This window comes from Halorussus sp. AFM4 (genome assembly GCF_051194995.1).
Classification (GTDB): domain Archaea; phylum Halobacteriota; class Halobacteria; order Halobacteriales; family Haladaptataceae; genus Halorussus.
This window is the reverse complement of record NZ_JBNTJT010000001.1, coordinates 69,941-93,186: the sequence shown is the minus strand read 5'-3', so window position 1 is coordinate 93,186 and position 23,246 is coordinate 69,941. Positions and strand designations below refer to the sequence as shown.

The window sequence follows — 23,246 nt, the reverse complement described above, 5'->3', positions numbered from 1 at the left end:
TCAGGACGTGATCCTGGCGCGTTCGGCCTCGGACTCCGCGATGTTCATGTCGGCCTTCAGCGCGGCGATGGCCTCCTCGGGTCGCGTCTCGGAGTCGAAGACCCGGTCGAAGCCCAGCTCGCGGAACCGCTCGCTGGTCTCCGCGAAGTCGTCCTGGCCGACCGCGAGGTTGCCGCCGATGTAGGTCACGAGGTCGAGGTCCGCGTCCTCGATGGCCTCGTGGAAGCCGCGGCAGTCCTGCTCGGCGTGACCGTAGAGGGAGGAGACGAGTACCGCGTCACCCTCGTGAGCTTCGGCTGCGGCGATGAACTCCTGCTGGCTGGACTGGACGCCGAGGTTGACGACCTCGAACCCGGCCGCCGACAGCGCCTGTTCGAGTATCGTGATGCCGACGGCGTGCGCGTCGGAGCCGATGACGCCGAGGATGACTGTGGCAGACATCACCTACAACTTCCATGAACAATACTTAAAGATAATCATTGTTCATGATTAAATCCCTTTAAGGCCATTTGAGGGTGTATGTGCCCCTTCCAGACAAACCACATTATTTATTGGGAAGGTTTTTGTCCCGGGTCGGCGACGGGCGAAACGATGCAAGCGCTCGACGACGTGCGCGTTCTCGACCTGACGCAGGTGCTGGCCGGCCCGTACTGCACGATGCTGCTCGCCGACCTCGGGGCCGACGTGGTGAAGATCGAACGCCCCGGCGGCGACCTCATCCGGCCGAACCCGCCGTTCGTCAGCGACGACGACGCCTACGGCGGCTACTTCCAGAGCGTCAACCGGGGCAAGCGGAGCCTCGAACTCGACCTGACCGACGAGGGCGACCGGGCCGACTTCCTCGGACTGGTAGAGGACGCCGACGTGGTGGTCGAGAACTTCCGTGCCGGCACGATGGAGCGGTTCGACCTGGCGTACGAGACGCTGCGCGAGCGCAACCCCGAGCTGGTCTACGCCTCCATCCGGGGGTTCGGCGACCCGCGCACGGGCGAGACAGACCGGCAGGGCCAGCCCTCGTTCGACCTCATCGCCCAGGCGCTCGGTGGCGTGATGGAGATCACCGGCCAGCCCGACGGCCCGCCGACCAAGGTGGGCCCGGGTATCGGGGACCTGTTCACCGCGACGCTGAACGCGGTGGGCGTCCTGGCCGCGCTCCGCCACCGCGACCGGACCGGCGAAGGCCAGTACGTCGACACCGCGATGTACGACGCCATGATCTCGATGTGCGAGCGGGCGGTCTACCAGCACTCCTACACCGGCGAGGTGCCCACGCGCCGGGGGAACGCCCACCCGACGCTGTTCCCGTACAACGCCTTCGAGGCCGCCGACGGCCACGTCGTGATCGCGGCGTTCGGCGACAACCACTGGCGGGCCCTCTGCGAGGCGATGGACCGGCCGGACCTCGCGGCCGAGTACCCGACCACCGCCGACAGGCTCGACAACCGGGAGTCGCTCCGCGAGGAGATCGCCGAGTGGACCGCGGCGCTCCCCGCCGCGGAGATCTGCGACCGATTGGAAGGGTCGGTGCCGTGCGCGCCGGTCCAGGACGTGAGCGACGTGTTCGAGGACCCCCACGTCCACGCCCGCGACATGCTCGTCAAGGTCGACCAGCCCGGCGCCGACGAGGCGGTGACCATCGCGGGCTCGCCCATCAAGCTGAGCGAGACGCCGCCCGAACCGGGCGAGCGCGCGCCGCTCCTCGACGAGCACCGCGAGGAGCTGCTGGGTGACGAGCGCGAGGCGGTGGACGCCGACGACTGAACGCGTCACTTTCCGGTCTGATTCTGGCCCCGCTCCAGCGACCGCCGCCTCTCGGATAGCCGAACGGTAAACTCTTTTTGCACCCCGTCCCACGTTCCGGACATGGACTGGCCGCACGACCCCGACGGCGAGGAGGGCAGCGAAGGCGGACGCAAGTACGGCATGGCCATCCTGGCCAAGAAGCTCGACGAGGACGAGGACTTCCCGCTCTCGAAGGCCGAGTTCGTCGAGGAGTACGGCGACGACCCAATCCGCATCAACTACAAGCGCGTCGTGAGCGTGGCCGACATCTTCGAGCACGTCGAGGGCGAGGAGTTCGAGACAATCGTCGACTTCCACAAGGCGGTCGGCGCGGGGATGCGCCGCGGGGGCTTCTGGGACTACCACCCGAAGGGCGAGAACCCCGAGAAGAAGAGCGCCTGAGAACCGCGGTTCGGTCGCCCGCTATTCTGCGTCGTCGCTCCGCCACCGGCTGTCGTCGTCCCGTCGCGAGTCGCCCGGGCGCGAGCCGTCGCCGAACTCCGGACCGTCGCGTCCCCCGTCCGCCGTGGTCGGGCCGGCGACTGCGAGGCGCTCGGCGTCCTCGCGCTCGACGCCCTCCTCCGAGAGGGTCCACCCCGACCCCGAGTCGGTGAGCGTCTCGGCCCGGACCTTCTCCTCCAGCAGGTTGACCGCGACCGCGTTGGCGCCCTCCGGGATGATGAGGTCGGCCCGCTTCTTCGTGGGCGCGACGAACTGCTCGTGCATCGGCTTGACCGTCGAGAGGTACTGGTCGATGACCCCCTCCAGGTCGCGGCCGCGCTCGACCACGTCGCGCTCGATGCGCCGGAGGATGCGCACGTCGGCGTCGGTCTCGACGTACACCCGGATGTCGAGCATCTCGTTGACGTCCTCGTCGTAGAGCGCGAAGATGCCCTCCAGCACGATGACGTCGGTCGGGTCGACCGCGACGGTCTCGTCCTTCCGGTTGTGGATCGAGAAGTCGTACTGGGGCATCTCGATCGACTGGCCCGACAGCAGGGCGTCGAGGTGCTCGCGCAGCAGGTCCCACTCGAACGCCGAGGGGTGGTCGTAGTTGACCTCCTCGCGCTCCTCGAAGTCGAGGTGGCTCAGGTCCTTGTAGTAGTTGTCCATCGGGATCCGCGTGACGTCGTCCTCGACCTCCTCGGTGATCTCGCGGGCGACCGTCGTCTTCCCGGCCCCGGTCCCGCCCGCGATTCCGATGACGAAGGAGGGGATTGTCATTGGTGAGGTTCAGGGCGGAAGGGGGTTTGAATGTCCCGGAATGGAATCCGCCTCTCGGTGGCGATACCTGTCGGCTCGCTTCGAACCGGCGGCTCTGCGAGCGCCGGGCGCCGGCAATCACGGCGTCGCAGACGGCCGTCGCTCGCGAGCGTTGTCGTCGGGAAAAAGCGCGTTCACCCGCCTCTCGGCGGCCTGAATTGCGTGTTTAAAGTCGCGTCAGATTCGTCGCACGCGGACCCTTGTCCGCCTGCTCGATACTGAACTCTACCTCAGTTCCCTCTTCGAGGTCCGGGCCGCCGATGTCTTCCATGTGGAAGAACACGTCCTCGTCAGCGTCGTCCGTCGAGATGAAACCGTAACCGCCGGTGTCGTTGAAGAAGTCAACGTTTCCTTCTGCCATTGCGAGTAGACAATTGTCGGTTACACGGATAAGTCTTCTGCAATTCGTTTGCCGACGCGCCGAATATTTGGACGGACATATCCATTATTCGGGGTTCGATAGACAGATCTGACTGAGTGGTCGGCTCTCGATAGTATATCGGCCGATTCTGGCATTTCGCAGGTGATTCTGCCGGTATCGGTCACTGACGGCCGAGTCGTTCCCTCTCTCGTCCCCTCCCCAATTCTGGAACACCTATCGAGATTAGGACGACTTATTAACCACCGAACCGAAACCCCGGTCAACTGTGACGAACGCGCAGGTTACGCTCATCCAGATCGACAACTACGGACCGTGGACCGTGACGCCCGAACCCCGCCGGGAGGTCGACCTCCAGACCCTCCAGTCCCGGCTGTACGCCGACCTCTCCCAGCTGGTGGGCAACCGCGAGGGGTACGCCTTCTTCACGCGGTTCGACAACATGATCGCGGTCACGAACGGGATGGACGAGGCCGACCACGCCATGATCCAGGAGTCGGTCGCCAACCGGTACCCGGTGACCGTCAGCTTCGGCATCGGGGCCGACCCCAGCCCCGTCGAGGCGCTCTCGGCGGCGACCGAGCACATCCAGGACGCCGGCAGCGCCCAGGAGGCCGACCGGACCGAGATCCTCCGCGGGACGACCCTCGACCCCGACGAGCGCACCGACGACGACGTCCAGATCGCCCACTTCGACGTCAACGACGCCACCGGCAAGTACACCGACCGGCTCAACGCCTTCGACTCGTTCATCCACATCGAGCAGGGGTACGCCGAGCTGATGCGGTACTTCCGGCGGGCCCACGGCGGCCTCTCGTTCTTCGTCGGCGGCGACAACGTCATCGCGGTCTGTCCGGACCTCGGCGCCGCGGCCTACGAGGACACGATCCGGCACGTCGAGAAGACCGCCGAGGTCGAGCTCAAGGTCGGCGTGGGCCAGGCGGCCACGCCCCAGTCGGCCGGAATGGCGGCCAAGCACGCGCTCGAGAAGTGCCGCGACGACGGCCACCGCGTCGTCATCGACTGACTCCGGCGGTCCGCCGGGCAGCGACCGCCGACGACCGTCACTTCCTCCGGTAACCGTCAGCGTACGGCCGTCGCGCGCTTAAGCCTGCCGGGGATACTTTTTAGACCAATAGTGCCAATCGTTCACACATGGAAGGCGAAGTGACCGTCCGGGACGTGATGTCCCGGGAGTACGTCGGCGTCAGCGAATCCGACACGGTGCTGGGGGCGGTCGGGCTCATGCACGAGGAGGGAGTGGGATGTGTCGTGGTCCTCCGGGGGAGCGACCCGGTCGGCATCGTCACCGAGACCGACGTCATCGCGCTGGTCGCCCGGGAGGGCGACCCGGCCGCGACCGAGGTGTCGTCGGTGATGTCCGAACCGGTCGTCTCGATCGGCGCCGACCGGGAGCTGTCGGACGCGGCGGCCACGATGTCCCGCGAGGACATCCGCCGACTACTCGTCACCGACGACAACGAGCTCGTCGGCCTCCTGTCCGAGCGGGACGTCATCTCGGCGTCGGCGTCGCTGTCGGACGTCCAGTCGCTGCGCGCGGAGTCGGCCCGCGAGGTCGGCGAACCAGTCGGGACCGACCGGATGGGGGCCGACCGGATGGCCAACGACCGCGCCGAGGCCGCCGTCGCCGACGGCGCCGAGCGCCACGAGTACTCCGACCGCAGCATCTGCGAGACCTGCGGCACCCTGAGCAGGCAGCTCGCCAACGTCAACGGCCAGCTCATCTGCGCCGACTGTCGGGACGTCTGAGCCGGCGGCGCGGCCCCCGTTCTCCGCGATTTTCTGCGAGGAGTGGATGCGAAAAAGCGCAAGACACAAATAGGTCGGGCTTGCGAGATACGTCATATGGTAGGCTGTGACAAGCAGGTATACGAGGTGTTCGCACGTGGCACCTAGCACCGGGCTGGCAAACGCTATCGTGACCGGACTGGTTACGGGGAGCATCGTCGCGCTCGGTGCCATCGGCCTGGCGCTGGTGTACAACATCGCGGAGGTCCCGAACTTCGCCCACGGCGAGCTGCTGATGCTCGGGGCGTACATGGCGCTGTTCGTCAACAAGCCGGCGACCGTGCCGGTGTTCGAGCTGCTGACGCAGGCCTCCCGCGACCTCTCCACGCTCGGGTTCGTCGTGCTGTTCGCGCTCGCGGCCGGGTCGGCGCTGGCCGCGGTGTACTTGCTGGGCGGGATGTCGGCGTTACGGGGGTCGTGGTGGCCGGGCGACCCCAGCCCGGCGCTCGCGCTCGGCGTCCACGCGGCGGCGGCCGCGGCCCTCGGCGTCGTCGTGAGCCTCGGATTCCCCTCGATCTGGGCCGGACTGCTGCTGTCGGCGCTGGTTCTCGCGTGGGTCGCGCCGTTCCTCGAGAAGGTCATCTTCCAGAAGTTCCGGGCCAAGGACGCCTCGCTGGCCACGATGCTCATCGTGACGCTGGGGCTGTCGTTCGTGCTCCGGTTCGGCACGCAGGCGTTCTACGGCGGCGAGGTCCGGACCTACGTCGTCCCGCAGGTCGGCAAGGTGTTCGGCTACGACGTCGGCCTGTCGGCCGCGAAGTTCTTCGACTTCTACGTGGCCGGCAACGGATTCACGCTCCACGTCATCGACACCGGACCGAACCCCGACCAGGCGATGTTCACCGCGACCTACTCGTGGCTCGCGGCGCTCGCGCTGGTCGCGCTGACGGTCGGCGTCGCGTACGCGGTCTACCGCTGGCGCAGCGGCGGCGCCGAGGGGTACGGCGCGAGCCACACCGTCGGCCCGCGGCTCGGCGCGGCCGTGGCGGGCGTCGCGACGTTCGTGGTCCTGCTGTTCGCGCTGGCCGGCGGCGGAGCCGTCCCCCAGTCGCCGTCGTTCCAGACCCGCATCCGGCTGTCGCTGATGCGGGCGTCGGTCATCTTCATCGCGATCGGGATGATGGCGCTGCTGCACTTCCTGCTCCAGGAGACAAAGCTGGGCAAGGCGATGCGGGCGTCCAGCGACAACATCGACCTCGCGAAGATCACCGGCATCAACACCGACCGCGTGATGATGGCGACGTGGATCATCGCGGGCGCGTTCGCGGCGGTCGGCGGCGTGATGCTCGGCGTGCTGTTCAGCCAGCTCACGGTCAACATGGGCTTCTTCCTGCTGCTCCCGATGTTCGCCGGCGTCATCCTGGGCGGGCTCCAGTCGGTGTACGGCGCGATCCTCGGGAGCTACATCGTGGGCCTGTCGATGGACGTCGGCATCCACGTCATCCCGGGCATCGGGTCGACCTACCGCATCCCCATCGCGTTCGCCATCCTGTTCGTCGTGCTGCTGGTCAAACCCGAAGGCATCACGGGAGGCTCATAACATGGCACTGTCATCCAGTCTGGTATCGCTCGGCATCATCGTGGGTATCTACGCGATCCTCGCGCTCGGCCTGAACATCAAGTTCGGTTACACGGGGCTGCTGGACATCGGACACGTGGCGTTCTACCTGACGGGCGCCTACGTGACCGCCCTGCTGGTGTTGCCGCCCGCCAGCGAGCAGCAGTTCACCACGTACATCCTCGGGTGGAGCTGGCCCTGGCTGCCGGCCATCGCGGTCGGGACGCTCGTGGCCGGACTGCTCGGCATGCTGGTCGCGCTGCCCGCGATACGGCTCCGCGAGGACTACCTCGCGATCGCGGTGCTGGGCATCTCGGTCATCCTGAAGCGGATCGTCCAGTCGGAGGGCTGGCTCGCCAACGGCCCCGGGTCGCTCCGGGGGTTCAGCCAGCCGTTCCGCGACTTCTTCCCGCTGCCCGGCGACACGCTCGGCGCGGCGGCGCTCCTCGGGTTCGTCGTCTTCGTCCTCTGGACGGTGGCGACCCACGTGCTGGCGGAGACCGGCACCGATAGCGGGTCCGAGCTGGCCGCCGACGGCGGGAAGGCGGGCGACGTGGACACGAAGGCTGATGGCGGCGAGCGAACCGACGGTTCGCGAGCTTCGTCGGACCCCCGGTCCGACGGCGGTGTCACCGCCGGCCGCACCATCTCGGGCACCCGGGGCGTCGGCGGCTGGGTCGTCGACGGTCTGCTCGCGCTCACGACGCTCGGCGTCGGCTACCTCGCCGCCCGCCGGTCGCGGACCCGCGTGAGCGAGGCCGAGCAGCGCGCGCTGCTGGGCGTCGGCGGGCTGTTCGGCCTCGCGGCGGGGGTCGTCGCGTGGCAGGCGTTCGAGTGGTGGACCGTCGCGGGCGTGAGCCTCGACTGGCTGTTCGGCCTCGTCGTGTTCGCCGCCGTCACCGCGGGGTTCTACGGCGCGAACCGCCGGTGGGCGCCGGTGGCCGGCGCCGTCACCGCGACCGCCGCCTTCGCGGCCGGGGTCGCGCTCGGCGAGGCGGTGATCGTCGTCTCGGTGTTCCTCGCGGCGGTCTCGCTGTTCACCTGGGTGTTCGGCGCCGTGGCGGTCGCCCGGCGGTACAGCGACCTCTCGGTCCGGGACTTCGGCGCGGCGCTCGGGCTCGCGCTCACGTTCGTCGCCTGCTTCGTGCCGCTGATCGTGCTCGGCGGCGAGAGCTCCGGCGACGCGATGAGCAGCCTGGGCCTGTTCGCCACGATGGCGCTGCTGGTCGCGTTCCTATACGGGGTCTACTACCTCGGATCGAACTGGGAGCGGTTCGGCTCGGGCGTCGAGTTCGTCCGCATCGTCGGCGTCGGCGCCATCTGGCTGTTCGTCATCCGGTACTTCGGGATGGCCAACATCGTCCCGTTCAAGCGGGGCGGCCTCGACGCGGTGGTGAACAACACGTTCCAGAACCTGCTGTGGCTGCTGAAGTTCCAGGGCGGGGTCGCGCAGTTCGACTACTCGCGGTTCCTGCTGGTGCTGACGCTGGCGTCGCTGGCGATGCTGTACTACCTCTCGGAGATCACGGTCGAGTCGCCGTTCGGCCGGGTGCTCAAGGCCATCCGGGAGGACGAGGACGTGGCGACCTCGCTCGGGAAGAACACCTTCGCCTACAAGGTCCAGAGCATGATGCTCGGGTCCGCGCTGGCCGGGTTCGCCGGCGGGCTGACCGCCATCTACTTCCAGAGCCTGGTCCACACGATGTTCGCCCCGCGCGTGACGTTCATCGCGTTCCTCGCACTCATCATCGGGGGCACCGCCAACAACAAGGGGATGATCCTGGGCGCGACCATCTACTGGGCGTTCCAGAAGGCGACCGCCGACATCGCGGCGTTCTTCCCGACGTCGGCGCGGTCGTCGGTGCAGGCGCTCCGGCTGGCGTTCATCGGCGCGCTGCTCATCGTCATCCTCTACTACCGCCCCGAGGGGCTGTGGGGCGAGCAACGAACCGTCGCGGATGTGACAGAAGAATGAGCGAGACAGTCGAATCCGAGACCCAGACGCACGGCACCGGCGAATCGATCCTCGAGGTCGAGGGGCTGCGCAAGACCTTCGGCGGCATCACCGCCGTCGACGGGGCGACGTTCGAGGTCGAGGAGGGCACCGTCACGGGGCTCATCGGCCCGAACGGCGCCGGCAAGACCACGACGTTCAACCTGATCAGCGGGTTCTACGAGCCCGACAGCGGCGACATCCGCTACCGGGGCACCGACCTCCAGGACATCATGCGCCCGAGCGAGACCGAGCAGGGCATCTGGATGAGCGCGTCCGGGATGACCTTCGGCGGCGCCGGGCTGGCGGCCGCGGCGTCGGCCGGCGTCTCCACGCTCGGGCTGGCCGGCGCGGCGGTCGTCGGTGCCGGACTCGGCGCGGGCGTCTACCAGGCCGAGGAGAAGGTCAAGAACGACGTCCTCGACGTCAAGAACAAGCGGCCGTTCCGGGTGTCCGAGGCCGGCCTCTCCCGGACGTTCCAGCTGACCCGCGAGCTCCAGGGGATGACCGTGCTGGAGAACCTGATGCTCGCGCCCCAGGACCAGCGGGGCGAGAGCCTCCCGAACGCGTGGTTCCGGCGCGGCGCGGTCGCCGAGGAGGAGGAAGACGTCCGCGAGCGGGCGGTCGAGATGCTGGAGTTCCTCGAGCTCGACCACCTCACCAACGAGTACGCCGGCAACCTCTCGGGCGGCCAGCGCAAGCTGCTGGAGCTGGGCCGGGTGCTGATGACCGACCCCGACCTCATCCTGCTGGACGAGCCGGTGGCCGGCGTCAACCCCGCGCTGACCCAGAAGCTGTTGCAGCGCATCGAGAACCTGCGCGAGCAGGGCTACACGTTCTGCATCGTCGAACACGACATGGAGGTCATCATGAACCTCTCGGACACCATCATCGTCATGGACCAAGGCAAGAAGCTGATGCAAGGCACGCCCGAGGAAGTACAGAACGACCAGCGCGTCGTCGACGCGTACCTGGGGGGATAACCGATGGCGCTACTCGAGGCCCGGGACATCGTGTCGGGCTACGGCGACGCCCAGATCCTCCACGGGGTCTCGATGGACGTCGGAGACGACGAGATCGTCTGCATCATCGGGCCGAACGGCGCGGGCAAGTCGACGTTCATGAAGGCCGTCTTCGGGCTCATCGACTGCTGGGAGGGGACGGTGACGTTCGACGGCGCGGAGATCACCGGCCTCAGGCCCGACGAGATCACCCGCGAGGGGATGTGCTACGTCCCGCAGGTCGACAACGTCTTCCCGAACCTCACCGTCCGGGAGAACCTCGAGATGGGCGCGTACATCCTCGACTCGGTGCCGGAGGACGCGCTCCAGGAGGTGTTCGAGCGCTTCCCAATCCTGGAGGAGCGCCAGAACCAGAAGGCCGGCACCATGTCGGGCGGCCAGCAGCAGATGCTCGCGATGGGCCGCGGGCTGATGGTCGACCCCGACCTGATGCTGGTCGACGAGCCCTCGGCGGGGCTGGCGCCCGACCTGGTCGACGAGGTGTTCGAGAAGATCATCGAGATCAACGAGTCGGGCACGGCCATCCTGATGGTCGAGCAGAACGCCCGGAAGGCCCTCCGGAACTCCGACCGGGGCTACGTGCTCGAGATGGGCGAGAACCGGTTCGAGGACACCGGCGAGGCGCTGCTCGACAACGACGAGGTGACCGAGCTCTACCTCGGCGGCGGTGGCGGCGACACCGGCGGCGAGGCCGGCGAGGCCGCGACCGACGACTGAGGACCCGGCGGTTTCGACCCCGTCGACGCCGTTTCCGGTCCCCTGATGGCGTTCACTTCTCGAGGCCCGACGTTCGGACTCGACTCGCGGCGTTGGCACAGCCCTCTCGGGGTAGTCGGACTGGCGGTCCCGCAGCGTGCACGGACTGCCCTCGACCGGAACCGCGCGAGGCGTCCGGCCCGAGTTCGTCCCGGCTTCGCACTTCAACCTTCGTCTCGACTGCCGTCGGGGACCGCCGACCGCCCCGTTTCGCCCCACCGAGAACGCGTCGGCTGGCGGATCACCGGGTGCGCGTAAAAATCTGCGACGGGTCAGTTGCTATCCCTGCGTCGTGGTCGTCCCCGCGCCGCCTTCGCCGAGTTTGCCGCGGAAGAAGCTCCGCGGAATCGTCTCCAGGACCTTCGTCGAACCGTCGTCCTGCACCTGCATGATGGCGAACTGGTTGAGGGGTTCGAGCGACTCGTTGAGGTTGACGGGACTCGACGCGCCCTGGTAGTTGATGTCCTGGCCGTTCGACAGCAGGTCCTTGGCCTTCTGGAACTCGTCGACGGTGACGACCTTCGCCTGCGGCGGCGAGGACTGGCCGCCCGACATGTCGGCGGTGGTGGTCTCGTTCGCGGTGGCCTGGCTGCCGGCCTCGGGCCGCGAGACGCGCCGGATGTTCTTGGCGATCGCGGTCCCGGACGCCTCGCCCGCGGCCTCGATTGCCAGCGCCTGGAGGAAGAGGGCGTCGTAGGCGTGGGGCGCGAACAGGGTGCCCGCCTGGTCGCCCATCATCTGCTCGAACTTGGTCGCGCCCTTCGTCTGCTCGGGGTCGGGCGAGGCGAGGTACATCCCGGCCGTGATGTTGCTGAGGCTACTCAGGAACTCCGAGGAGTTCAGCCCCTCGCTGAGCACCCACTCGCCGCCGTAACCGCCGTTCGACCACTGCTTCAGGATGGTCCGACCGTTGCCGGGGTAGCCGACGAACCCGACCGCGTCGGGATCCCCGTTGAACACCTTGTCGAGCGTCGAGGTGTAGTCGCTCGACCGCTTGCTGTACCCGACCATCGCGGTCGTCTCGCCCTCGAACTGCGCGCTGGCCTTCTCGGCGAGCCCCTGCCCGTAGGGGTTGTCGACGTAGAGGAACGCGGCCTTGTCGGCGCCGATGTACTTGTCGTCGTTCATGATCCGGCCCATCACGATGCCCTGCTGCCCGTCGTTGGGCGCGGTCCGGCCGAAGTACTTGACGGTCCGATCCTCGTTGTAGCCGATCTGGGCCAGCGCCGGCGACGTGCTGGCGTTGCTCACCTGCATCACCTGGTCGGAGGCGACGTTCTGGGCGAGCGGGACCGAGACCCCGCTGGAGGCCGCCCCGACGAACCCGATGATGCCCGCCTCGTTGACCAGCGAGTTGTACTTCTGGATGGCCCGCGCGGGCTTGGTCTCGCTGTCGGCGTTGTTCATGTTGATCTGCCGGCCGAGCGGGCCCCCGGCGTCGTTGACGTTCTGCGCGGCGAGGTTGGCCGCCTTCTGCATCCCGCTCCCGTACGCGCTGAGCGCGCCCGTGATGGGGAGGATGGATCCCATCTGGATGGGGCCGCCCTGCCGCGCGGCCGCCGACGTCGACAGTCCGGTCAGCCCGGCCACCCCCGCGACCGTCGCGCCCTTTACGTACCTCCGCCGTGTCGTCCGAAGTTTCTCTGACATCTCCGACGTGATACACGACGCCGGAGTAATAAACTATTGTGTATGGTTACCACGACACGGGCAGATAGTTCAACCGAATCCCGGAACCGGCCCGAAAGAAACTGCGTTCCGGTGCGTCGAACGGGAGGGAGGCGACGTCCGAGACGCCCCGGACGGCTACAGTTTGCCCTCGAACCACGACCGCTCGATGGTGTCGAGTTCCTTCGCCTTCCCGCCGTTGACCTGCATGATGGCGAACCGGTTGAGGGGTTCGAGGCTCTTGTTCAGGTCGACGGGACTCGACGCGCCCTGGTAGTTTATCGCCTTGCCCTCGTCGAGCAGTCGCTTCGCCTTGCCGAACTCGCCGGCGAACACCTTCTCGCCGTCGGGACGGGAGACCGACCGGATGTTCTTCGCGATGGCGGTCCCCGAGGCCTCGCCGGCCTTGTGGATGGCGAGCGCCTGGAGGAACAACCCGTCGTAGGCGTGGGGCGCGAACAGGGTGGCCGACTGGCCGCTCATCGCCTCGTCGTACTTCTTCGCGCTCTTCGTGGACTCGGGGCTCGGCGAGGCGAGGTACATCCCGTCGGTGATGTCGCTGAGGTTCTTGAAGAACTCCGAGGAGTTGAGTCCCTCGCTCAGGACCCACTCGCCGCCGTAGCCGCCGTTCGACCACTGCTTCAGGATGGTCTTCCCGTTGCCGGGGTAGCCGACGAACCCGATGGCGTCCGGGTCGTTCTCGAAGAGCTTGTCGAGCGTCGAGGTGTAGTCCGAGGACTTCTTGTCGTAGGGCACCATTCCGACCGACTTCCCGTCGAACGCCGCCTTGGCCTTCTCGGCGAGGCCCTTGCCGTAGGCGTTGTTGACGTAGAGGAACGCGGCCTTGTCGGCGCCGATGTACTTGTCGTCGTTCATGATCCGGCCCATCACGATGCCCTGCTGCCCGTCGTTGGGCGCGGTCCGGCCGAAGTACTTGACCGTCTCGTCCTCGTTGTAGCCGATCTCGGCGAGCGCCGGCGTGGTGCTGGCGTTGCTCATCTGCATCACCTGGTCGGCGGCGACCTGCTGGGCGAGCGGGACCGAGACCCCGCTGGAGGCCGCCCCGACGAACCCGATGATGCCCGCCTCGTTGACCAGCGTCTTGTACTTCTGTGTCGCCTTCGCGGGCTTGGTCTCGCTGTCCTTGTTGGTGACCTCGATCTTGCGCCCGAGCGGACCGCCCGCGTCGTTGATCTGCTTGGCGGCGAGGTTGACCGCCTTCTGCATCCCGGCGCCGTACGCGCTGAGCGCACCGGTGATGGGCAGAATGGAGCCCATCTGGATGGGCTGACCGCCCTGCTCCTGCTCGTCGCCGCCGGCTGTCGTCGTGTCGCCACCGCCGGCGGTCTCCTGCTGGTCCTCGGTCGTCGTCTCGTTCGCTCCGCTTCCCGTGAGGCTTCCGACACACCCCGACAGTCCGGTCAGGCCAGCTGCGCCTGCCGCACCGGTCGCTTTGAGGTACGCGCGTCGCGACTTCTCTTTGCCTGTCATAGTCTACCAGTAGGTCTCACACCGGGTATAAAAAGGTTCGTGATGGGTCAACGCTACGCACGACTGTAGCGAACGTTACACGCGCCGGTGAAAAGTTCACTCGGAAGCGAATTTCTATTTGTCAGGAAGCCCGACACATATATGCCGCGGGCTGTCGGAGTGACGTACATGCCGATAGAGACCCTGGACGACCTCGCCGTCCAAGGGACCACGCTCGGAGTGCGCATCGACATCAACAGTCCGCTGACCGACGACGGCGACCTCGCCGACGACGCCCGCCTCCGCGCTCACGTCGACACCCTCTCGGAACTGCTGGAACGGGGCGGTCGGGTGGCCGTCCTCGCCCACCAGGGCCGGCCCGGCGGCGACCAGTTCAGGGACCTCCGCCCGCACGCCGAGCGCCTCGACGAACTCCTCGAGGCGCCGGTCGAGTACTCCGACGCGACCTTCTCCGCGGACGCCCGGCGCTCTATCGAGAACCTCTCCGACGGGGAGGCGGTCGTGCTGGAGAACACCCGCTTCTACAGCGAGGAGTACATGGAGTTCCCGGCCGCCCGGGCGGGCGAGACCGAGCTCGTCGACAAGCTCGTCCCCGTGCTCGACGCCTACGTCAACGACGCGTTCGCCGCGGCCCACCGCTCTCAGCCCTCCATCGTCGGCTTCCCGTCCCGGATCCCGGGCTACGCCGGCCGGGTGATGGAGCGGGAGCTCGACGTGCTGGGCGACATCGAGAGCACGCCCGAGCCCCGGACCTACGTCATCGGCGGCGCGAAGGTCCCCGACTCGATGACGGTCGTCGAGAGCGTGCTCGACCGGGGGCTGGCCGACGAGGTGCTGACGACCGGGGTGGTGGCCAACGTGTTCCTGCTGGCCGACGAGCGCGACCTCGGCGACGCCAGCGCCGACTTCGTCTACGAGCAGGGCTACTGGGACGAGATCGACCGCGCGGCCGACCTGCTCGCCGAGCACGGCGACCGCATCCGGCTCCCGGTCGACGTGGCGGTCGAGCGCGACGGCGACCGCCACGAGATCGCGATCGAGGACCTCCCGCCCCGGGAGGGCGAGTCCGCGATGGACGTCGGCTCCGAGACCATCGAGCGTTACACAGAGACCATCAGGAACTCGGGCACGGTCGTCCTCAACGGTCCGGCGGGGGTCTTCGAGGACGAGACGTTCGCGAAGGGGACCCGCGACCTCTTCGAGACCGCGACGGCGGCCGAGTACAGCGTCGTGGGCGGGGGCGACACCGCGGCCGCCATCCGGCGGTTCGGCATCGAGGGGTTCGACCACGTGAGCACGGGCGGCGGCGCGGCGCTCAACATGCTCACCGGCGAGTCGCTGCCCGCGGTGGAGGCGCTCCGGGACTGAATGGTCAGCGTCGAACCCGGGACGACCGCAGACGCCGACGCGGTGGCCGACACGTGGGTCGACCTGGCCGCCGAGCAGCGGGCGTACGACTCCCACCTGCTGGCCGAGGAGAACCGCGCGACCGTCCGGGCGGCGGTCGCCCGGAGCGCGGTCGCCGACGAGCTCCTGGTGGCCCGGACCGACGCCGACGACGTCGCGGGGTTCGTCACCTTCGGCATCGAGTCCGGCGACTACGAGCAGGACGTGACACGGGGAGTCGTCCGGAACATCGCGGTCGTCCCGGACCGCCGGGGCGAGGGAATCGGGTCGGAGCTGCTGCGGACCGCCGAGCGCCGTCTGGGCGAGGCGGGCGCCGACGCCGTCGCGCTGGAGGTGATGGCCGGCAACGAGGACGCCCGGCGGTTCTACCGCCGCCACGGTTACGCTCCCCACCGGGTCGAACTGGAAAAATCGGTCGAAAGCGATACGCTCACAAAGGAGTAGCCTGAACGTGGCGGTACGCGCCAGGGGAGCTTGGGCGGTTCAAGCACCCGACTTGTAATCGGGAGTTCGTGGGTTCAAATCCCACCCCTGGCTTGCGTCGCTGTCGACGTCGACAGCGACGCGGACTGTTCGGTAGCGATTCCCCGAGGTACGTCCACTGACCACCGTCGGCGCTTTGTTCGACGACGGGCGGGGCCGGGGTTCGAGAATCGTCGAGCGTCCCCTACGCGTAGAACTCGGCCAGTCTGTCGTCGAGGCTGTCGGGTCCATCGGTCGGTCCGGAGCCGTCGAGCCACCCGACGACGGCGTCGAGTTCCGGAGTCGGCGCCACCGTCTCGTCGTCGTAGGTCACGACGCCGGCGTCGGCCAGGTGCGGCAGGTGGTTGTGGTGGAGCGCGATGCGGAGCCTGCGCCGGGACGACCGGTCCGGGTCGTCGGGCCCGACGTCGCGGGCGAGCAGCCGAGACGTCAGTTCCCGGCGGGAGAGCCGGCCGGTCTCCGCGAGGATCTCGAGGACGGCGCGGCGGTGTTCGTTGCTCAGTACGTCGAACGCGGTTTCGAAGTCCATGGGTGGAGATCGGTGCGCGGCGGGTCGGGCCACCGGTAGTTGCGACATTCGACTCGGCCGATAAGAACCCACCCGGCGGTTGCAACGGGTTCGACGCCGCGGAACGGTCATCCGTCTGTCGCGTGCGGTGACTTAAAACGAAACGGTCGGGAGTCTGACGCCGTTTTATCAGTTCCACGGTCGACGCTAGGAACGGGCGGTGATAGACCGCCTCGCCGTGCCGCGACTCGTCGACGGACCGCCACGGCGGCGCCGACCGACTCCCGGTGCACGTTCGCCTGTGACGCAGCGCGGCCGCCGGGCGCTCCTTACCCGCTCGGCGGCCCGCCGACGCCGGCGGCCGGAACGGACGGCCCAACAGGGGGAGGCCGACGCGGTTCCGGCCGTCGCCGCTTCGCCCACTGCTTCCGCTTCGTCGACCAGGTCGTTCTGCGCTCCGCCCACGGACTCCGATTCTGCCGGGGCTGTACTACCTCCTCTCTGGCTGTCTGATGCCCCTGATGGACCGTCCGTCGGGCCGGTCGCCCGTCTCCCGTGACTGGCCGTCGGAGAGCTACGGCGTCGGTCGCGAGAACCCGCAGACCGCCGGCAGGACCGACCGAGTCACCTGAACTTCCCGACGTTCGTGAAGTCGTCGTCCTCGCAGTTCGAGCACTCCTCGGGCCTGGAGATGAACACCGCTCCGCAGCCCTCGCACTCGTAGAGGTCCGGTCCGTCGTCCCGAACGCCGTTCTCGTCGTCGCCGTCGGCGGCCGACGACCCCACCATACCTCTGAGCCGGTCGAGGACTGCGGAGAGCATGCGCGTCAACGGTGGTGGATGCTTACCGCGGCTATAAAACGTTTGTTGCTGGCTCTCCAAAGTGACATTTAGTCGTCATCGCGCGACGCGACGTCGACGTCTGTCCCCAAGACGGCGGAACGCTCGGCGCGTCGGCGCCGTCCGGAGTCCGGGCGACGGGGAGCCCCGTCGGTCGACGACCGACAGTTCCGCCGTCAGTCCTCCTCGGGACGCGGGAGCGCGACGAACGACACCTGCACGATGTTGTACGGGTCGTACACCGACTGGTGGCACTGGCAGTAGATCTCGTCGGCCGCACCGAACTGGGCGCTGGAGGCCAGTCCCTTGAACGACGGCACGCAACAGAAGTGCGTACACTTGTTGAGGTTGGCGTAGAACCCGTCGGCGATGCTGGCCGACAGCCAGTCGTCGCCCTGCTCGGTCATCTCCTCGAACAGGGTGCTCCGGATGATCTGGACCGGCATCGTGCCGCTCGGGGGGACGTCCTGCGAGCGCCACGTCGCCAGCGCCGGCTTGCCGATGCCGTCGGTGCCGATATCGTTGCCGAACTCCTCGTAGTCCTCGAAGTCGGCGACGTTGACCTTCTCTCCGGGTTCGACCTCCTCCTCCTGCCATTCGTACGGCGACGAGCCCGCGTACCGGAAGTAGTTGTCCTGATCGGCCTCCGGGTCCACGCCGGGGTAGGTCTGGACGCCGCAGTACTGGAACCACTCGCTGGAGTAGGTGACACCGCCCAGATCCATCTCCGCGATGGTGACCTCGCGGCCCGCCTGGGTGACCGTCTTCGGTTCGGGCCAGATGCCCTTGAGGAACCCCTCGTCGTCTATCTCGACCGGGATCTGGGGCATCGCCCGCGGCGCGGGGCCGTCGATGTTCTCGGGACCGTAGTACTGGGTTATGCCGCCGCCCGCCCCGGTCGGCGCGGTGGCCGTGTTGATGCTCGCCGCCGCCGCGGTGCCGATCCCCGAGAGCGCGGCGCTCCCGACGACGCCCTTGACGAACCGGCGTCGCCCCGACTCCTCGGGGTACTTGTCGTCTACCTCAGCCATGCTGGACCCCCGTGCGTCCGGTAGTGAAACTGACCGGCATACAATCCCCACCGGATTTCCGGGCTTCCGCGGTAATATGACTGTCGGCGATAACCGTTCCCTTCCCGGTTGCCGTGGAGCGGAGACGGCGTTCAGGGGCGCCCTACGCCGCTCGTCGGAGGGCCATACTACGCCGCGCGCCGGAGGGTGCTCTGCACGCGTGCTGGAGAAGGTGGTCCCGTCCGGCGCACCCCGGAACGGTCGGGCGTGTAGTCGGACGGGCTGACAGTAGCCGCTGTCTTTTTACCCCTGCCGTGAGTCTCAACGGACATGCCCCTCTCAGATGACGAACGCGAACGCATCGAGCAGTTCGTCGCGACGCCGCGCTACGAGCGCACGCCGGACCAGCTCTGCCCGGAAGAGGACGAAGAGTAGCTACTCGACCACCGCGAACGACCCGTCGCGCTTCTCCACGAGACCCCGCTCGCGGAGCGTTCGGAGGATGCTGTACAGGGTTATCTTCTCGACGCCGAGGTCGCGCTGGAGGTCGTCGATCGACGCCGCTCCCGGCCGCAGGTAGAGGTACACGAGCTTCGCGCGCGGCGACTCCAGTTCCGTCGGCAGCTCCCTCGACGATGTCGTCGGACGTTGTACGCTCATTTCGGTAGTAGATGCGAGTGGTTCGACGATAATAAATCCCTATTTCAACGATCGTCGAACTCGGCGGGAACGACAGCCGGCGGCCCGCGCATCCGGCAACTATTGCAAGGGCCGAACGCGGTCGACGGGACTGACCCGGCCGGACCGACGCCGCGGGTCACCGGACCGCCCAGACCCGGCCGGAGGACGGGAGTACCGGCGGGTTTCGTTCCCGCAGGCGGTGGGTTTATGTGAACCCGAACGGTAGCGTCTCCCAATGAGTCCGACGCCGGACGGCGGCCGGGACCCCGAAGAACCGTCCCTCACGCGGCCGGACGAGGCCCAGAGCGCCGGCGAGGGGTCGGCGCTGTCGCCCGACGAGCTCGACTTCGAGGACGAGGAGCAGGTCGTCCCGCTCGACGACGACCGGTACGTCATCGGCACCGACGCCCGACCGGAGGTGCCCGCGGACGCCCAGGACGGTTCGTCGTCCGGCGGGTCCTCGGGAGAGGACGGCGGCCGGCCCGGCCGGTCGGACCCCGGACGGGACGAGCGGTCGGTCGCCGACCGGCCGCCCGCCGGGGCCGACGTCGACTCCGGCGCGGTCAAGCGGTGGCTCGAGGACGACCTCCAGGGGACCAGCGCCCGGTACGGCTTCCACGTCAGCGCCAAGTCCGACGACGCCATCTCCCACCAGCAGATGTTCTCCGACGACGTGACCACGGTGTTCGACAGCCTGCTGCGGTGGTACGCCCAGCAGCTGACCACCGAGACGGCCGTCGAGGACGTGCTCGGCATCCTGCTCACCGAGTCGAACGTCCGGGTCCGCTACTCGCCGTCCTGCCTCCAGGCCATCCTCCGGGCCTACGACCTGGGTCCGGACGACACCATCGCCGACCTCTTCGAGGCGGTCCAGGACGACCGCGGCATGGTGTTCCCGCCGGAGAACGTCTGACCCCCGATTCCACCGGTCGAGTTCCACTTCTTCGGTCGAGCCGTCTCGTCGGTTCGCCTCCGTAACGGGCCCGAGCAACCGCTACCGACGCCCGCCGGGCGCGCCGGTCGCGGGGTCCTCCGGCGACGACTCGGCCAGTGCCACTCCCACGACGAGCAGCGGCGCCCCGACGACTGCAATGGCGCCGGCGTACGCGGCCGCCACCAGGACGACGACCGGCCCGAACTGCGCCGTCGGGGTGAACAGCGAGGCGAACGGGAGCAGCGAGACCGCGAACCCGACGGTCGCCGTCGCGACCGCCAGCCGCCGGTCGCCGGCGCCGAGCGCGTAGCCCGCCGGGAGCAGCGCGAACACGGGCACCAGCGGCGGGAGGCCGGTGAGAAACGAGAGCGTCAGCCCGTTCCGGTCGAACGCGACGGCGGCGGCCAGCGTCGACCCGGCGGCCGCGACGACGCCCAGCGCGGCGCCGCCGACCAGCCGTCGGTAGGTCAGCCGCTCGCGGACGCCTGGCCGCGAGAGCGCCGCGCCGAACCCGACCGCGGCAACGCCGACGCCGAACACCGGCGCACCAGCCCCGCCGAGGAGCGAGACGCCGCCGGCCGGCGGCCCGAGTACCAGCACGACGACGAGGGCGCCCAGGCCGGCGAGAGCGACGCCGGCCCGCTCCGCAACGCGCTCGACTCGCCGGTCGAGTCTGGCGAGCCCGCCGCACGCCGCCGCGACGAAGGCGCCGAACAGCGCGGTCGGGACGGCGACCCTCGTCAGGAGATTCGTCGCGACGACCGGACCGAGCAGCGACGCCGCGGCGAGGAGACTCAGCGCCGGGCCGAGCGTCGCGCCCTCGGGGACGAAGGTGACGAACCCGTAGCGGTCGAGTCCGGTCAGCGTCGTCCGCCTGCCGTCGTCGCCGACGGTCGCGCCGGGTACGGTCCAGTCGACCCGCATCCCGTCGGGAGCGATCACCGCCAGGCGGTCGGCGCCGAGGCCGTCGAGGTTGCGGTAGCCGTGGGCCTCGGTGAACGCGCCCGACCGGAGGACGCCGCCGACCGACCGCTCGGCGAACCCGGGTTCGCGGTAGCGCAGCGTCAGGACGCCCGACTCCGAGACTCCGGCGCCGAGGAACTCCGCGTCCCACATCGCCCGGTCGGCGACCTCGGCCCGGAGGCTGGCGTTCGCCCGCAACCGTGCGAGCCCGTCGGTGTCGGTCAGGCGGTTCCGGACCGCCCAGGTAGCGGTTCCGTTCCGGTGGACCGACACCGTCGCGGTGCTTCGCTCGACGTCGACGTCGACGCCGTGGGACGCGGCGGTCGCCTCGAACGAGTCGCCGCAGGCGTCGCAGAGCGGTCGGGGCGGCGGGGCCGACGCGGCCGGGGCGGTGGTGACGAGCAGCGTCGCGGCGAGGAGGGTCGCGGCGACCAGCCACGCCGCGAGCCGGGAGGCACGGAGGGGAGAGTCGGGGGCGCGACGGGGACGAGTCATGCGTCTGTCGTTACGTCCCGTCGACAAGTACGTTTCCCCGACCCCGATTATCATCTCCGAGAGGCGAGGCCGGGTTTTATGTGGTCTGGTTCGATGGTCCAGATAGAGAGCGCCATGGAGGTACAGGAAACCGACGCCGACGCCGGTGACGGCACGGACGAGACCGACGCGCCGGAGGTCGAGAACGTCCCGACCCGACAGGTCGTGGAGTTCCGCCTCGGCGACGACTACTGCGCGGTCGACATCGACGAGGTCGACAGCATCGTGGAGATAAAGAAGGTGACCCGAATCCCCCGGACCGCCGACTCGATCGACGGCGTGATGGACCTCCGGGGCGAGACCACCGCCATCATCAACCCCCGGACGTTCCTCGGGATGGACGACGACGGCGACGCGCCCGAGGGCGACGAGCAGAACGTCCTCGTGCTCGACCGGGCCGACGACAAGCAGAAGATCGGCATCCGGGTCGACGAGGTGCTGGAGGTCACCGACCACCCCGAGCGCAACATCGACACCGAGGAGGACCTCACCGACCTCGACACCCGGGGCATCGAGGAGAAGGTCTCGCGCGGGGTCATCCGCAAGCCCAACGGCGACGGGCTCGACCTCGTGGTCTGGATCGACATCGACGCCATCATCGGGCAGTTGAAATGACGGTGCGCGTTCACGCCGCGAGGAATCCGGCCGACCGACCCCGCCGAACCGCCGCTGACCGGCGGGTTCGGACGAGCATCAATCGTGATAATCGGAGGGGAGAATTTATTTCACCCCGTTTCAAACCAGCGCGTAGGTGACCATCGCATGGCGAAAAACGTACTCATCGTGGACGATTCGGAATTTATGCGGAATCTACTCAGAGAGATACTCGAGGAGGAGTTCGAGATCGTCGGCGAGGCCGAGAACGGCGTCGAGGCCGTCGAGCTCTACGAGCAGCACGCCCCGAACCTCGTGATGATGGACATCGTGATGCCCATCCGCGACGGCATCGAGGCCACGTCCGAGATCAAGGAGGAGGACCCCGACTCGAACATCATCATGTGCACCAGCATCGGTCAGGAAGAGAAGATGAAGGCCGCCATCAAGGCGGGCGCGGACGGTTACATCACCAAGCCCTTCCAGAAACCCAGCGTGATGGACGCCATCGAGGACGTCATCTCAGCATGACCCAGGCCGTCGTCGTCGACGACTCGCACTTCATGCGGACGGTCATCGCCGACATCCTCGAGGACGGGGGTATCGACGTCGTCGCGCAGGCCAGCGACGGCGCCGAGGGGGTCGAGGCGGTCAAGACCCACGACCCCGACGTGGTGACGATGGACGTCGAGATGCCCCGGATGGACGGCATCGAGGCCGTCGAGGAGATCATGGCGACGAACCCGACGCCGATCCTGATGCTGTCGGCCCACACCGAGGACGGCGCCGAGGCCACATTCGAGGCGCTCGAGAAGGGCGCGGTCGACTTCCTCGCCAAGCCCGGCGGCGAGGTCTCGACAGAGATCTCGGCCCACGGCGACGCGCTGGTCGCGAAGGTCGAGTCGGCGACCCGGGCCGATCCCTCGTCCGTCGACGACGTCGACACGACCTCCGGCCCGCTGGAGACCGACCACCGGTACGTCCGGAACCCGACGCTGGTCGTCGGGGCCTCGACCGGCGGCCCGCGAGTGGTCGAGCGCGTGCTGTCGAGCCTCCCGCTCTCGGCCGACCTCCGGGTGCTCGTCGTCCAGCACATGCCCGACGGCTTCACCGCCCGGTTCGCCGACCGCCTCGACCGCCGGAGCGAGTACGACGTCCGCGAGGCCACCGACGGGGCCCGCATCTCGGGCGGCGAGGCGCTCGTCGCGAAGGGCGACTACCACATGGAGGTCGCCGGCTACGGCAACGGCCGCATCCGGGTCCGCCTCCAGCAGGACGAACAGCTCCACGGCGTCCGGCCCGCCATCGACGTGACGATGGAGACCGCCGCCGAGAAGGTCGACGGCCCCCTGACCGGGGTCGTGCTCACGGGGATGGGGTCGGACGGCGCGGCGGGCATCGAGGCGATCAAGGCCGCGGGCGGGGCGACGCTCGCACAGGACGAGGCGTCCTGCTCGGTGTTCGGCATCCCGGCCCGCGCCATCGAGACCGGGTGCGTCGACGACGTCCGGCCGGCCGACGAGATGGGCCAGGCGATCCTCGACACGATCAGCGCGAACGGGTGACAACAC

The 23,246-nt window shown here is 68.4% G+C and carries 24 protein-coding genes and 1 tRNA gene; 15 read left to right on the top strand and 10 right to left on the bottom strand.

The window, feature by feature from the left end; translation table 11 throughout:
* On the bottom strand, positions 1 to 441 hold the full coding sequence (glmS, locus tag ACQUQF_RS00440) for a methylaspartate mutase subunit S (RefSeq protein ID WP_435174521.1): 441 nt from the start codon (positions 439 to 441) through the stop codon (positions 1 to 3).
* A gap of 150 nt (positions 442 to 591) precedes the next feature.
* Between glmS and mct the strand changes: the two genes are divergently transcribed.
* Both mct and ACQUQF_RS00430 read left to right on the top strand, forming a co-directional pair.
* On the top strand, positions 592 to 1,761 hold the full coding sequence (mct, locus tag ACQUQF_RS00435) for a succinyl-CoA:mesaconate CoA-transferase (RefSeq protein WP_435174518.1): 1,170 nt from the start codon (positions 592 to 594) through the stop codon (positions 1,759 to 1,761).
* A gap of 102 nt (positions 1,762 to 1,863) precedes the next feature.
* A complete protein-coding gene (locus ACQUQF_RS00430; protein ID WP_435174515.1) occupies positions 1,864 to 2,184 on the top strand; it encodes a DUF5785 family protein in 321 nt (106 codons plus the stop codon).
* Between the two features lie 21 nt (positions 2,185 to 2,205).
* Here the strand turns inward: ACQUQF_RS00430 and udk are convergent, their stop codons facing one another.
* Positions 2,206 to 3,006 (bottom strand): uridine kinase, encoded by an 801-nt coding sequence (gene udk / locus ACQUQF_RS00425; RefSeq protein WP_435174513.1) that lies wholly within the window; start codon positions 3,004 to 3,006, stop codon positions 2,206 to 2,208.
* Between the two features lie 205 nt (positions 3,007 to 3,211).
* Positions 3,212 to 3,406, bottom strand: coding sequence for a cold-shock protein (locus ACQUQF_RS00420; RefSeq protein WP_435174511.1), 195 nt, complete (start codon positions 3,404 to 3,406; stop codon positions 3,212 to 3,214).
* Positions 3,407 to 3,692: 286 nt separating this feature from the next.
* On the opposite strand from ACQUQF_RS00420, the gene ACQUQF_RS00415 reads away from it, so the two are divergent.
* The 6 genes from ACQUQF_RS00415 to ACQUQF_RS00390 all read left to right on the top strand — a co-directional run bounded on the left by ACQUQF_RS00415 (position 3,693) and on the right by ACQUQF_RS00390 (position 10,523).
* Complete coding sequence (locus ACQUQF_RS00415) at positions 3,693 to 4,451, top strand: GTP cyclohydrolase IIa (RefSeq protein WP_435174508.1); 759 nt, start codon at positions 3,693 to 3,695, stop codon at positions 4,449 to 4,451.
* A 128-nt stretch (positions 4,452 to 4,579) separates the two neighbouring features.
* Positions 4,580 to 5,194, top strand: coding sequence for a CBS domain-containing protein (locus ACQUQF_RS00410; RefSeq protein ID WP_435174506.1), 615 nt, complete (start codon positions 4,580 to 4,582; stop codon positions 5,192 to 5,194).
* A gap of 136 nt (positions 5,195 to 5,330) precedes the next feature.
* Positions 5,331 to 6,773, top strand: coding sequence for a branched-chain amino acid ABC transporter permease (locus ACQUQF_RS00405; RefSeq protein WP_435174503.1), 1,443 nt, complete (start codon positions 5,331 to 5,333; stop codon positions 6,771 to 6,773).
* A 1-nt stretch (position 6,774) separates the two neighbouring features.
* Positions 6,775 to 8,766: a branched-chain amino acid ABC transporter permease gene (locus tag ACQUQF_RS00400; RefSeq protein WP_435174500.1), complete on the top strand. Its 1,992-nt coding sequence runs from the start codon at positions 6,775 to 6,777 to the stop codon at positions 8,764 to 8,766.
* On the top strand, positions 8,763 to 9,767 hold the full coding sequence (locus tag ACQUQF_RS00395; protein WP_435174497.1) for an ABC transporter ATP-binding protein: 1,005 nt from the start codon (positions 8,763 to 8,765) through the stop codon (positions 9,765 to 9,767). Before ACQUQF_RS00400 ends, ACQUQF_RS00395 begins: the two co-directional genes overlap by 4 nt.
* A 3-nt stretch (positions 9,768 to 9,770) precedes the next feature.
* Positions 9,771 to 10,523: an ABC transporter ATP-binding protein gene (locus ACQUQF_RS00390; RefSeq protein ID WP_435174494.1), complete on the top strand. Its 753-nt coding sequence runs from the start codon at positions 9,771 to 9,773 to the stop codon at positions 10,521 to 10,523.
* 318 nt (positions 10,524 to 10,841) lie between these two features.
* Here the strand turns inward: ACQUQF_RS00390 and ACQUQF_RS00385 are convergent, their stop codons facing one another.
* Together ACQUQF_RS00385 and ACQUQF_RS00380 are read right to left on the bottom strand one after the other, a co-directional pair.
* Positions 10,842 to 12,212 (bottom strand): ABC transporter substrate-binding protein, encoded by a 1,371-nt coding sequence (locus ACQUQF_RS00385; RefSeq protein WP_435174491.1) that lies wholly within the window; start codon positions 12,210 to 12,212, stop codon positions 10,842 to 10,844.
* 156 nt (positions 12,213 to 12,368) lie between these two features.
* On the bottom strand, positions 12,369 to 13,721 hold the full coding sequence (locus ACQUQF_RS00380; RefSeq protein WP_435174488.1) for an ABC transporter substrate-binding protein: 1,353 nt from the start codon (positions 13,719 to 13,721) through the stop codon (positions 12,369 to 12,371).
* Between the two features lie 168 nt (positions 13,722 to 13,889).
* Here ACQUQF_RS00380 and ACQUQF_RS00375 point away from each other — a divergent pair, with 168 nt between their 5' ends.
* From ACQUQF_RS00375 to ACQUQF_RS00365, 3 genes are all read left to right on the top strand, one after another.
* On the top strand, positions 13,890 to 15,089 hold the full coding sequence (locus tag ACQUQF_RS00375; protein ID WP_435174485.1) for a phosphoglycerate kinase: 1,200 nt from the start codon (positions 13,890 to 13,892) through the stop codon (positions 15,087 to 15,089).
* A complete protein-coding gene (locus ACQUQF_RS00370) occupies positions 15,090 to 15,572 on the top strand; it encodes a GNAT family N-acetyltransferase (protein WP_435174482.1) in 483 nt (160 codons plus the stop codon).
* A gap of 19 nt (positions 15,573 to 15,591) precedes the next feature.
* Positions 15,592 to 15,665, top strand: a tRNA-Thr gene (locus tag ACQUQF_RS00365).
* Between the two features lie 130 nt (positions 15,666 to 15,795).
* Here the strand turns inward: ACQUQF_RS00365 and ACQUQF_RS00360 are convergent.
* The 4 genes from ACQUQF_RS00360 to ACQUQF_RS00345 all read right to left on the bottom strand — a co-directional run bounded on the left by ACQUQF_RS00360 (position 15,796) and on the right by ACQUQF_RS00345 (position 18,629).
* Positions 15,796 to 16,140, bottom strand: coding sequence for a DUF7344 domain-containing protein (locus tag ACQUQF_RS00360; RefSeq protein WP_435174479.1), 345 nt, complete (start codon positions 16,138 to 16,140; stop codon positions 15,796 to 15,798).
* Positions 16,141 to 16,743: 603 nt separating this feature from the next.
* The gene (locus ACQUQF_RS00355; RefSeq protein WP_435174476.1) at positions 16,744 to 16,950 is read right to left on the bottom strand and encodes a hypothetical protein; all 207 of its coding nucleotides are present in this window, start codon (positions 16,948 to 16,950) and stop codon (positions 16,744 to 16,746) included.
* 185 nt (positions 16,951 to 17,135) lie between these two features.
* On the bottom strand, positions 17,136 to 17,990 hold the full coding sequence (locus ACQUQF_RS00350; protein WP_435174474.1) for a ubiquinol-cytochrome c reductase iron-sulfur subunit: 855 nt from the start codon (positions 17,988 to 17,990) through the stop codon (positions 17,136 to 17,138).
* A 414-nt stretch (positions 17,991 to 18,404) separates the two neighbouring features.
* Positions 18,405 to 18,629, bottom strand: coding sequence for a helix-turn-helix domain-containing protein (locus tag ACQUQF_RS00345; protein WP_435174472.1), 225 nt, complete (start codon positions 18,627 to 18,629; stop codon positions 18,405 to 18,407).
* Positions 18,630 to 18,885: 256 nt separating this feature from the next.
* On the opposite strand from ACQUQF_RS00345, the gene ACQUQF_RS00340 reads away from it, so the two are divergent.
* The gene (locus ACQUQF_RS00340) at positions 18,886 to 19,563 is read left to right on the top strand and encodes a DUF7500 family protein (RefSeq protein ID WP_435174470.1); all 678 of its coding nucleotides are present in this window, start codon (positions 18,886 to 18,888) and stop codon (positions 19,561 to 19,563) included.
* Positions 19,564 to 19,644: 81 nt separating this feature from the next.
* Here ACQUQF_RS00340 and ACQUQF_RS00335 read toward each other — a convergent pair whose 3' ends face one another.
* Positions 19,645 to 21,042, bottom strand: coding sequence for a hypothetical protein (locus tag ACQUQF_RS00335; RefSeq protein ID WP_435174468.1), 1,398 nt, complete (start codon positions 21,040 to 21,042; stop codon positions 19,645 to 19,647).
* 93 nt (positions 21,043 to 21,135) lie between these two features.
* Here ACQUQF_RS00335 and ACQUQF_RS00330 point away from each other — a divergent pair, with 93 nt between their 5' ends.
* From ACQUQF_RS00330 to cheB, 3 genes are all read left to right on the top strand, one after another.
* Complete coding sequence (locus tag ACQUQF_RS00330) at positions 21,136 to 21,696, top strand: chemotaxis protein CheW (RefSeq protein WP_435174465.1); 561 nt, start codon at positions 21,136 to 21,138, stop codon at positions 21,694 to 21,696.
* Positions 21,697 to 21,843: 147 nt separating this feature from the next.
* A complete protein-coding gene (gene cheY / locus ACQUQF_RS00325; protein ID WP_435174462.1) occupies positions 21,844 to 22,206 on the top strand; it encodes a chemotaxis protein CheY in 363 nt (120 codons plus the stop codon).
* Positions 22,203 to 23,240: a chemotaxis-specific protein-glutamate methyltransferase CheB gene (cheB, locus tag ACQUQF_RS00320; protein WP_435174460.1), complete on the top strand. Its 1,038-nt coding sequence runs from the start codon at positions 22,203 to 22,205 to the stop codon at positions 23,238 to 23,240. The genes cheY and cheB overlap by 4 nt, the downstream gene beginning before the upstream one ends.
* Positions 23,241 to 23,246 lie beyond the last annotated feature (6 nt).

What these genes read in the sequence shown, in the direction of transcription:
- glmS (WP_435174521.1), bottom strand. Translation starts at nt 441, where the DNA reads ATGTCTGCCACAGTCATCCTCGGCGTCATCGGCTCCGACGCGCACGCC.
- mct (WP_435174518.1), top strand. Translation starts at nt 592, where the DNA reads ATGCAAGCGCTCGACGACGTGCGCGTTCTCGACCTGACGCAGGTGCTG.
- ACQUQF_RS00430 (WP_435174515.1), top strand. Translation starts at nt 1,864, where the DNA reads ATGGACTGGCCGCACGACCCCGACGGCGAGGAGGGCAGCGAAGGCGGA.
- udk (WP_435174513.1), bottom strand. Translation starts at nt 3,006, where the DNA reads ATGACAATCCCCTCCTTCGTCATCGGAATCGCGGGCGGGACCGGGGCC.
- ACQUQF_RS00420 (WP_435174511.1), bottom strand. Translation starts at nt 3,406, where the DNA reads ATGGCAGAAGGAAACGTTGACTTCTTCAACGACACCGGCGGTTACGGT.
- ACQUQF_RS00410 (WP_435174506.1), top strand. Translation starts at nt 4,580, where the DNA reads ATGGAAGGCGAAGTGACCGTCCGGGACGTGATGTCCCGGGAGTACGTC.
- ACQUQF_RS00400 (WP_435174500.1), top strand. Translation starts at nt 6,775, where the DNA reads ATGGCACTGTCATCCAGTCTGGTATCGCTCGGCATCATCGTGGGTATC.
- ACQUQF_RS00395 (WP_435174497.1), top strand. Translation starts at nt 8,763, where the DNA reads ATGAGCGAGACAGTCGAATCCGAGACCCAGACGCACGGCACCGGCGAA.
- ACQUQF_RS00390 (WP_435174494.1), top strand. Translation starts at nt 9,771, where the DNA reads ATGGCGCTACTCGAGGCCCGGGACATCGTGTCGGGCTACGGCGACGCC.
- ACQUQF_RS00385 (WP_435174491.1), bottom strand. Translation starts at nt 12,212, where the DNA reads ATGTCAGAGAAACTTCGGACGACACGGCGGAGGTACGTAAAGGGCGCG.
- ACQUQF_RS00380 (WP_435174488.1), bottom strand. Translation starts at nt 13,721, where the DNA reads ATGACAGGCAAAGAGAAGTCGCGACGCGCGTACCTCAAAGCGACCGGT.
- ACQUQF_RS00375 (WP_435174485.1), top strand. Translation starts at nt 13,890, where the DNA reads ATGCCGATAGAGACCCTGGACGACCTCGCCGTCCAAGGGACCACGCTC.
- ACQUQF_RS00370 (WP_435174482.1), top strand. Translation starts at nt 15,090, where the DNA reads ATGGTCAGCGTCGAACCCGGGACGACCGCAGACGCCGACGCGGTGGCC.
- ACQUQF_RS00360 (WP_435174479.1), bottom strand. Translation starts at nt 16,140, where the DNA reads ATGGACTTCGAAACCGCGTTCGACGTACTGAGCAACGAACACCGCCGC.
- ACQUQF_RS00350 (WP_435174474.1), bottom strand. Translation starts at nt 17,990, where the DNA reads ATGGCTGAGGTAGACGACAAGTACCCCGAGGAGTCGGGGCGACGCCGG.
- ACQUQF_RS00345 (WP_435174472.1), bottom strand. Translation starts at nt 18,629, where the DNA reads ATGAGCGTACAACGTCCGACGACATCGTCGAGGGAGCTGCCGACGGAA.
- ACQUQF_RS00340 (WP_435174470.1), top strand. Translation starts at nt 18,886, where the DNA reads ATGAGTCCGACGCCGGACGGCGGCCGGGACCCCGAAGAACCGTCCCTC.
- ACQUQF_RS00335 (WP_435174468.1), bottom strand. Translation starts at nt 21,042, where the DNA reads ATGACTCGTCCCCGTCGCGCCCCCGACTCTCCCCTCCGTGCCTCCCGG.
- ACQUQF_RS00330 (WP_435174465.1), top strand. Translation starts at nt 21,136, where the DNA reads ATGGTCCAGATAGAGAGCGCCATGGAGGTACAGGAAACCGACGCCGAC.
- cheY (WP_435174462.1), top strand. Translation starts at nt 21,844, where the DNA reads ATGGCGAAAAACGTACTCATCGTGGACGATTCGGAATTTATGCGGAAT.
- cheB (WP_435174460.1), top strand. Translation starts at nt 22,203, where the DNA reads ATGACCCAGGCCGTCGTCGTCGACGACTCGCACTTCATGCGGACGGTC.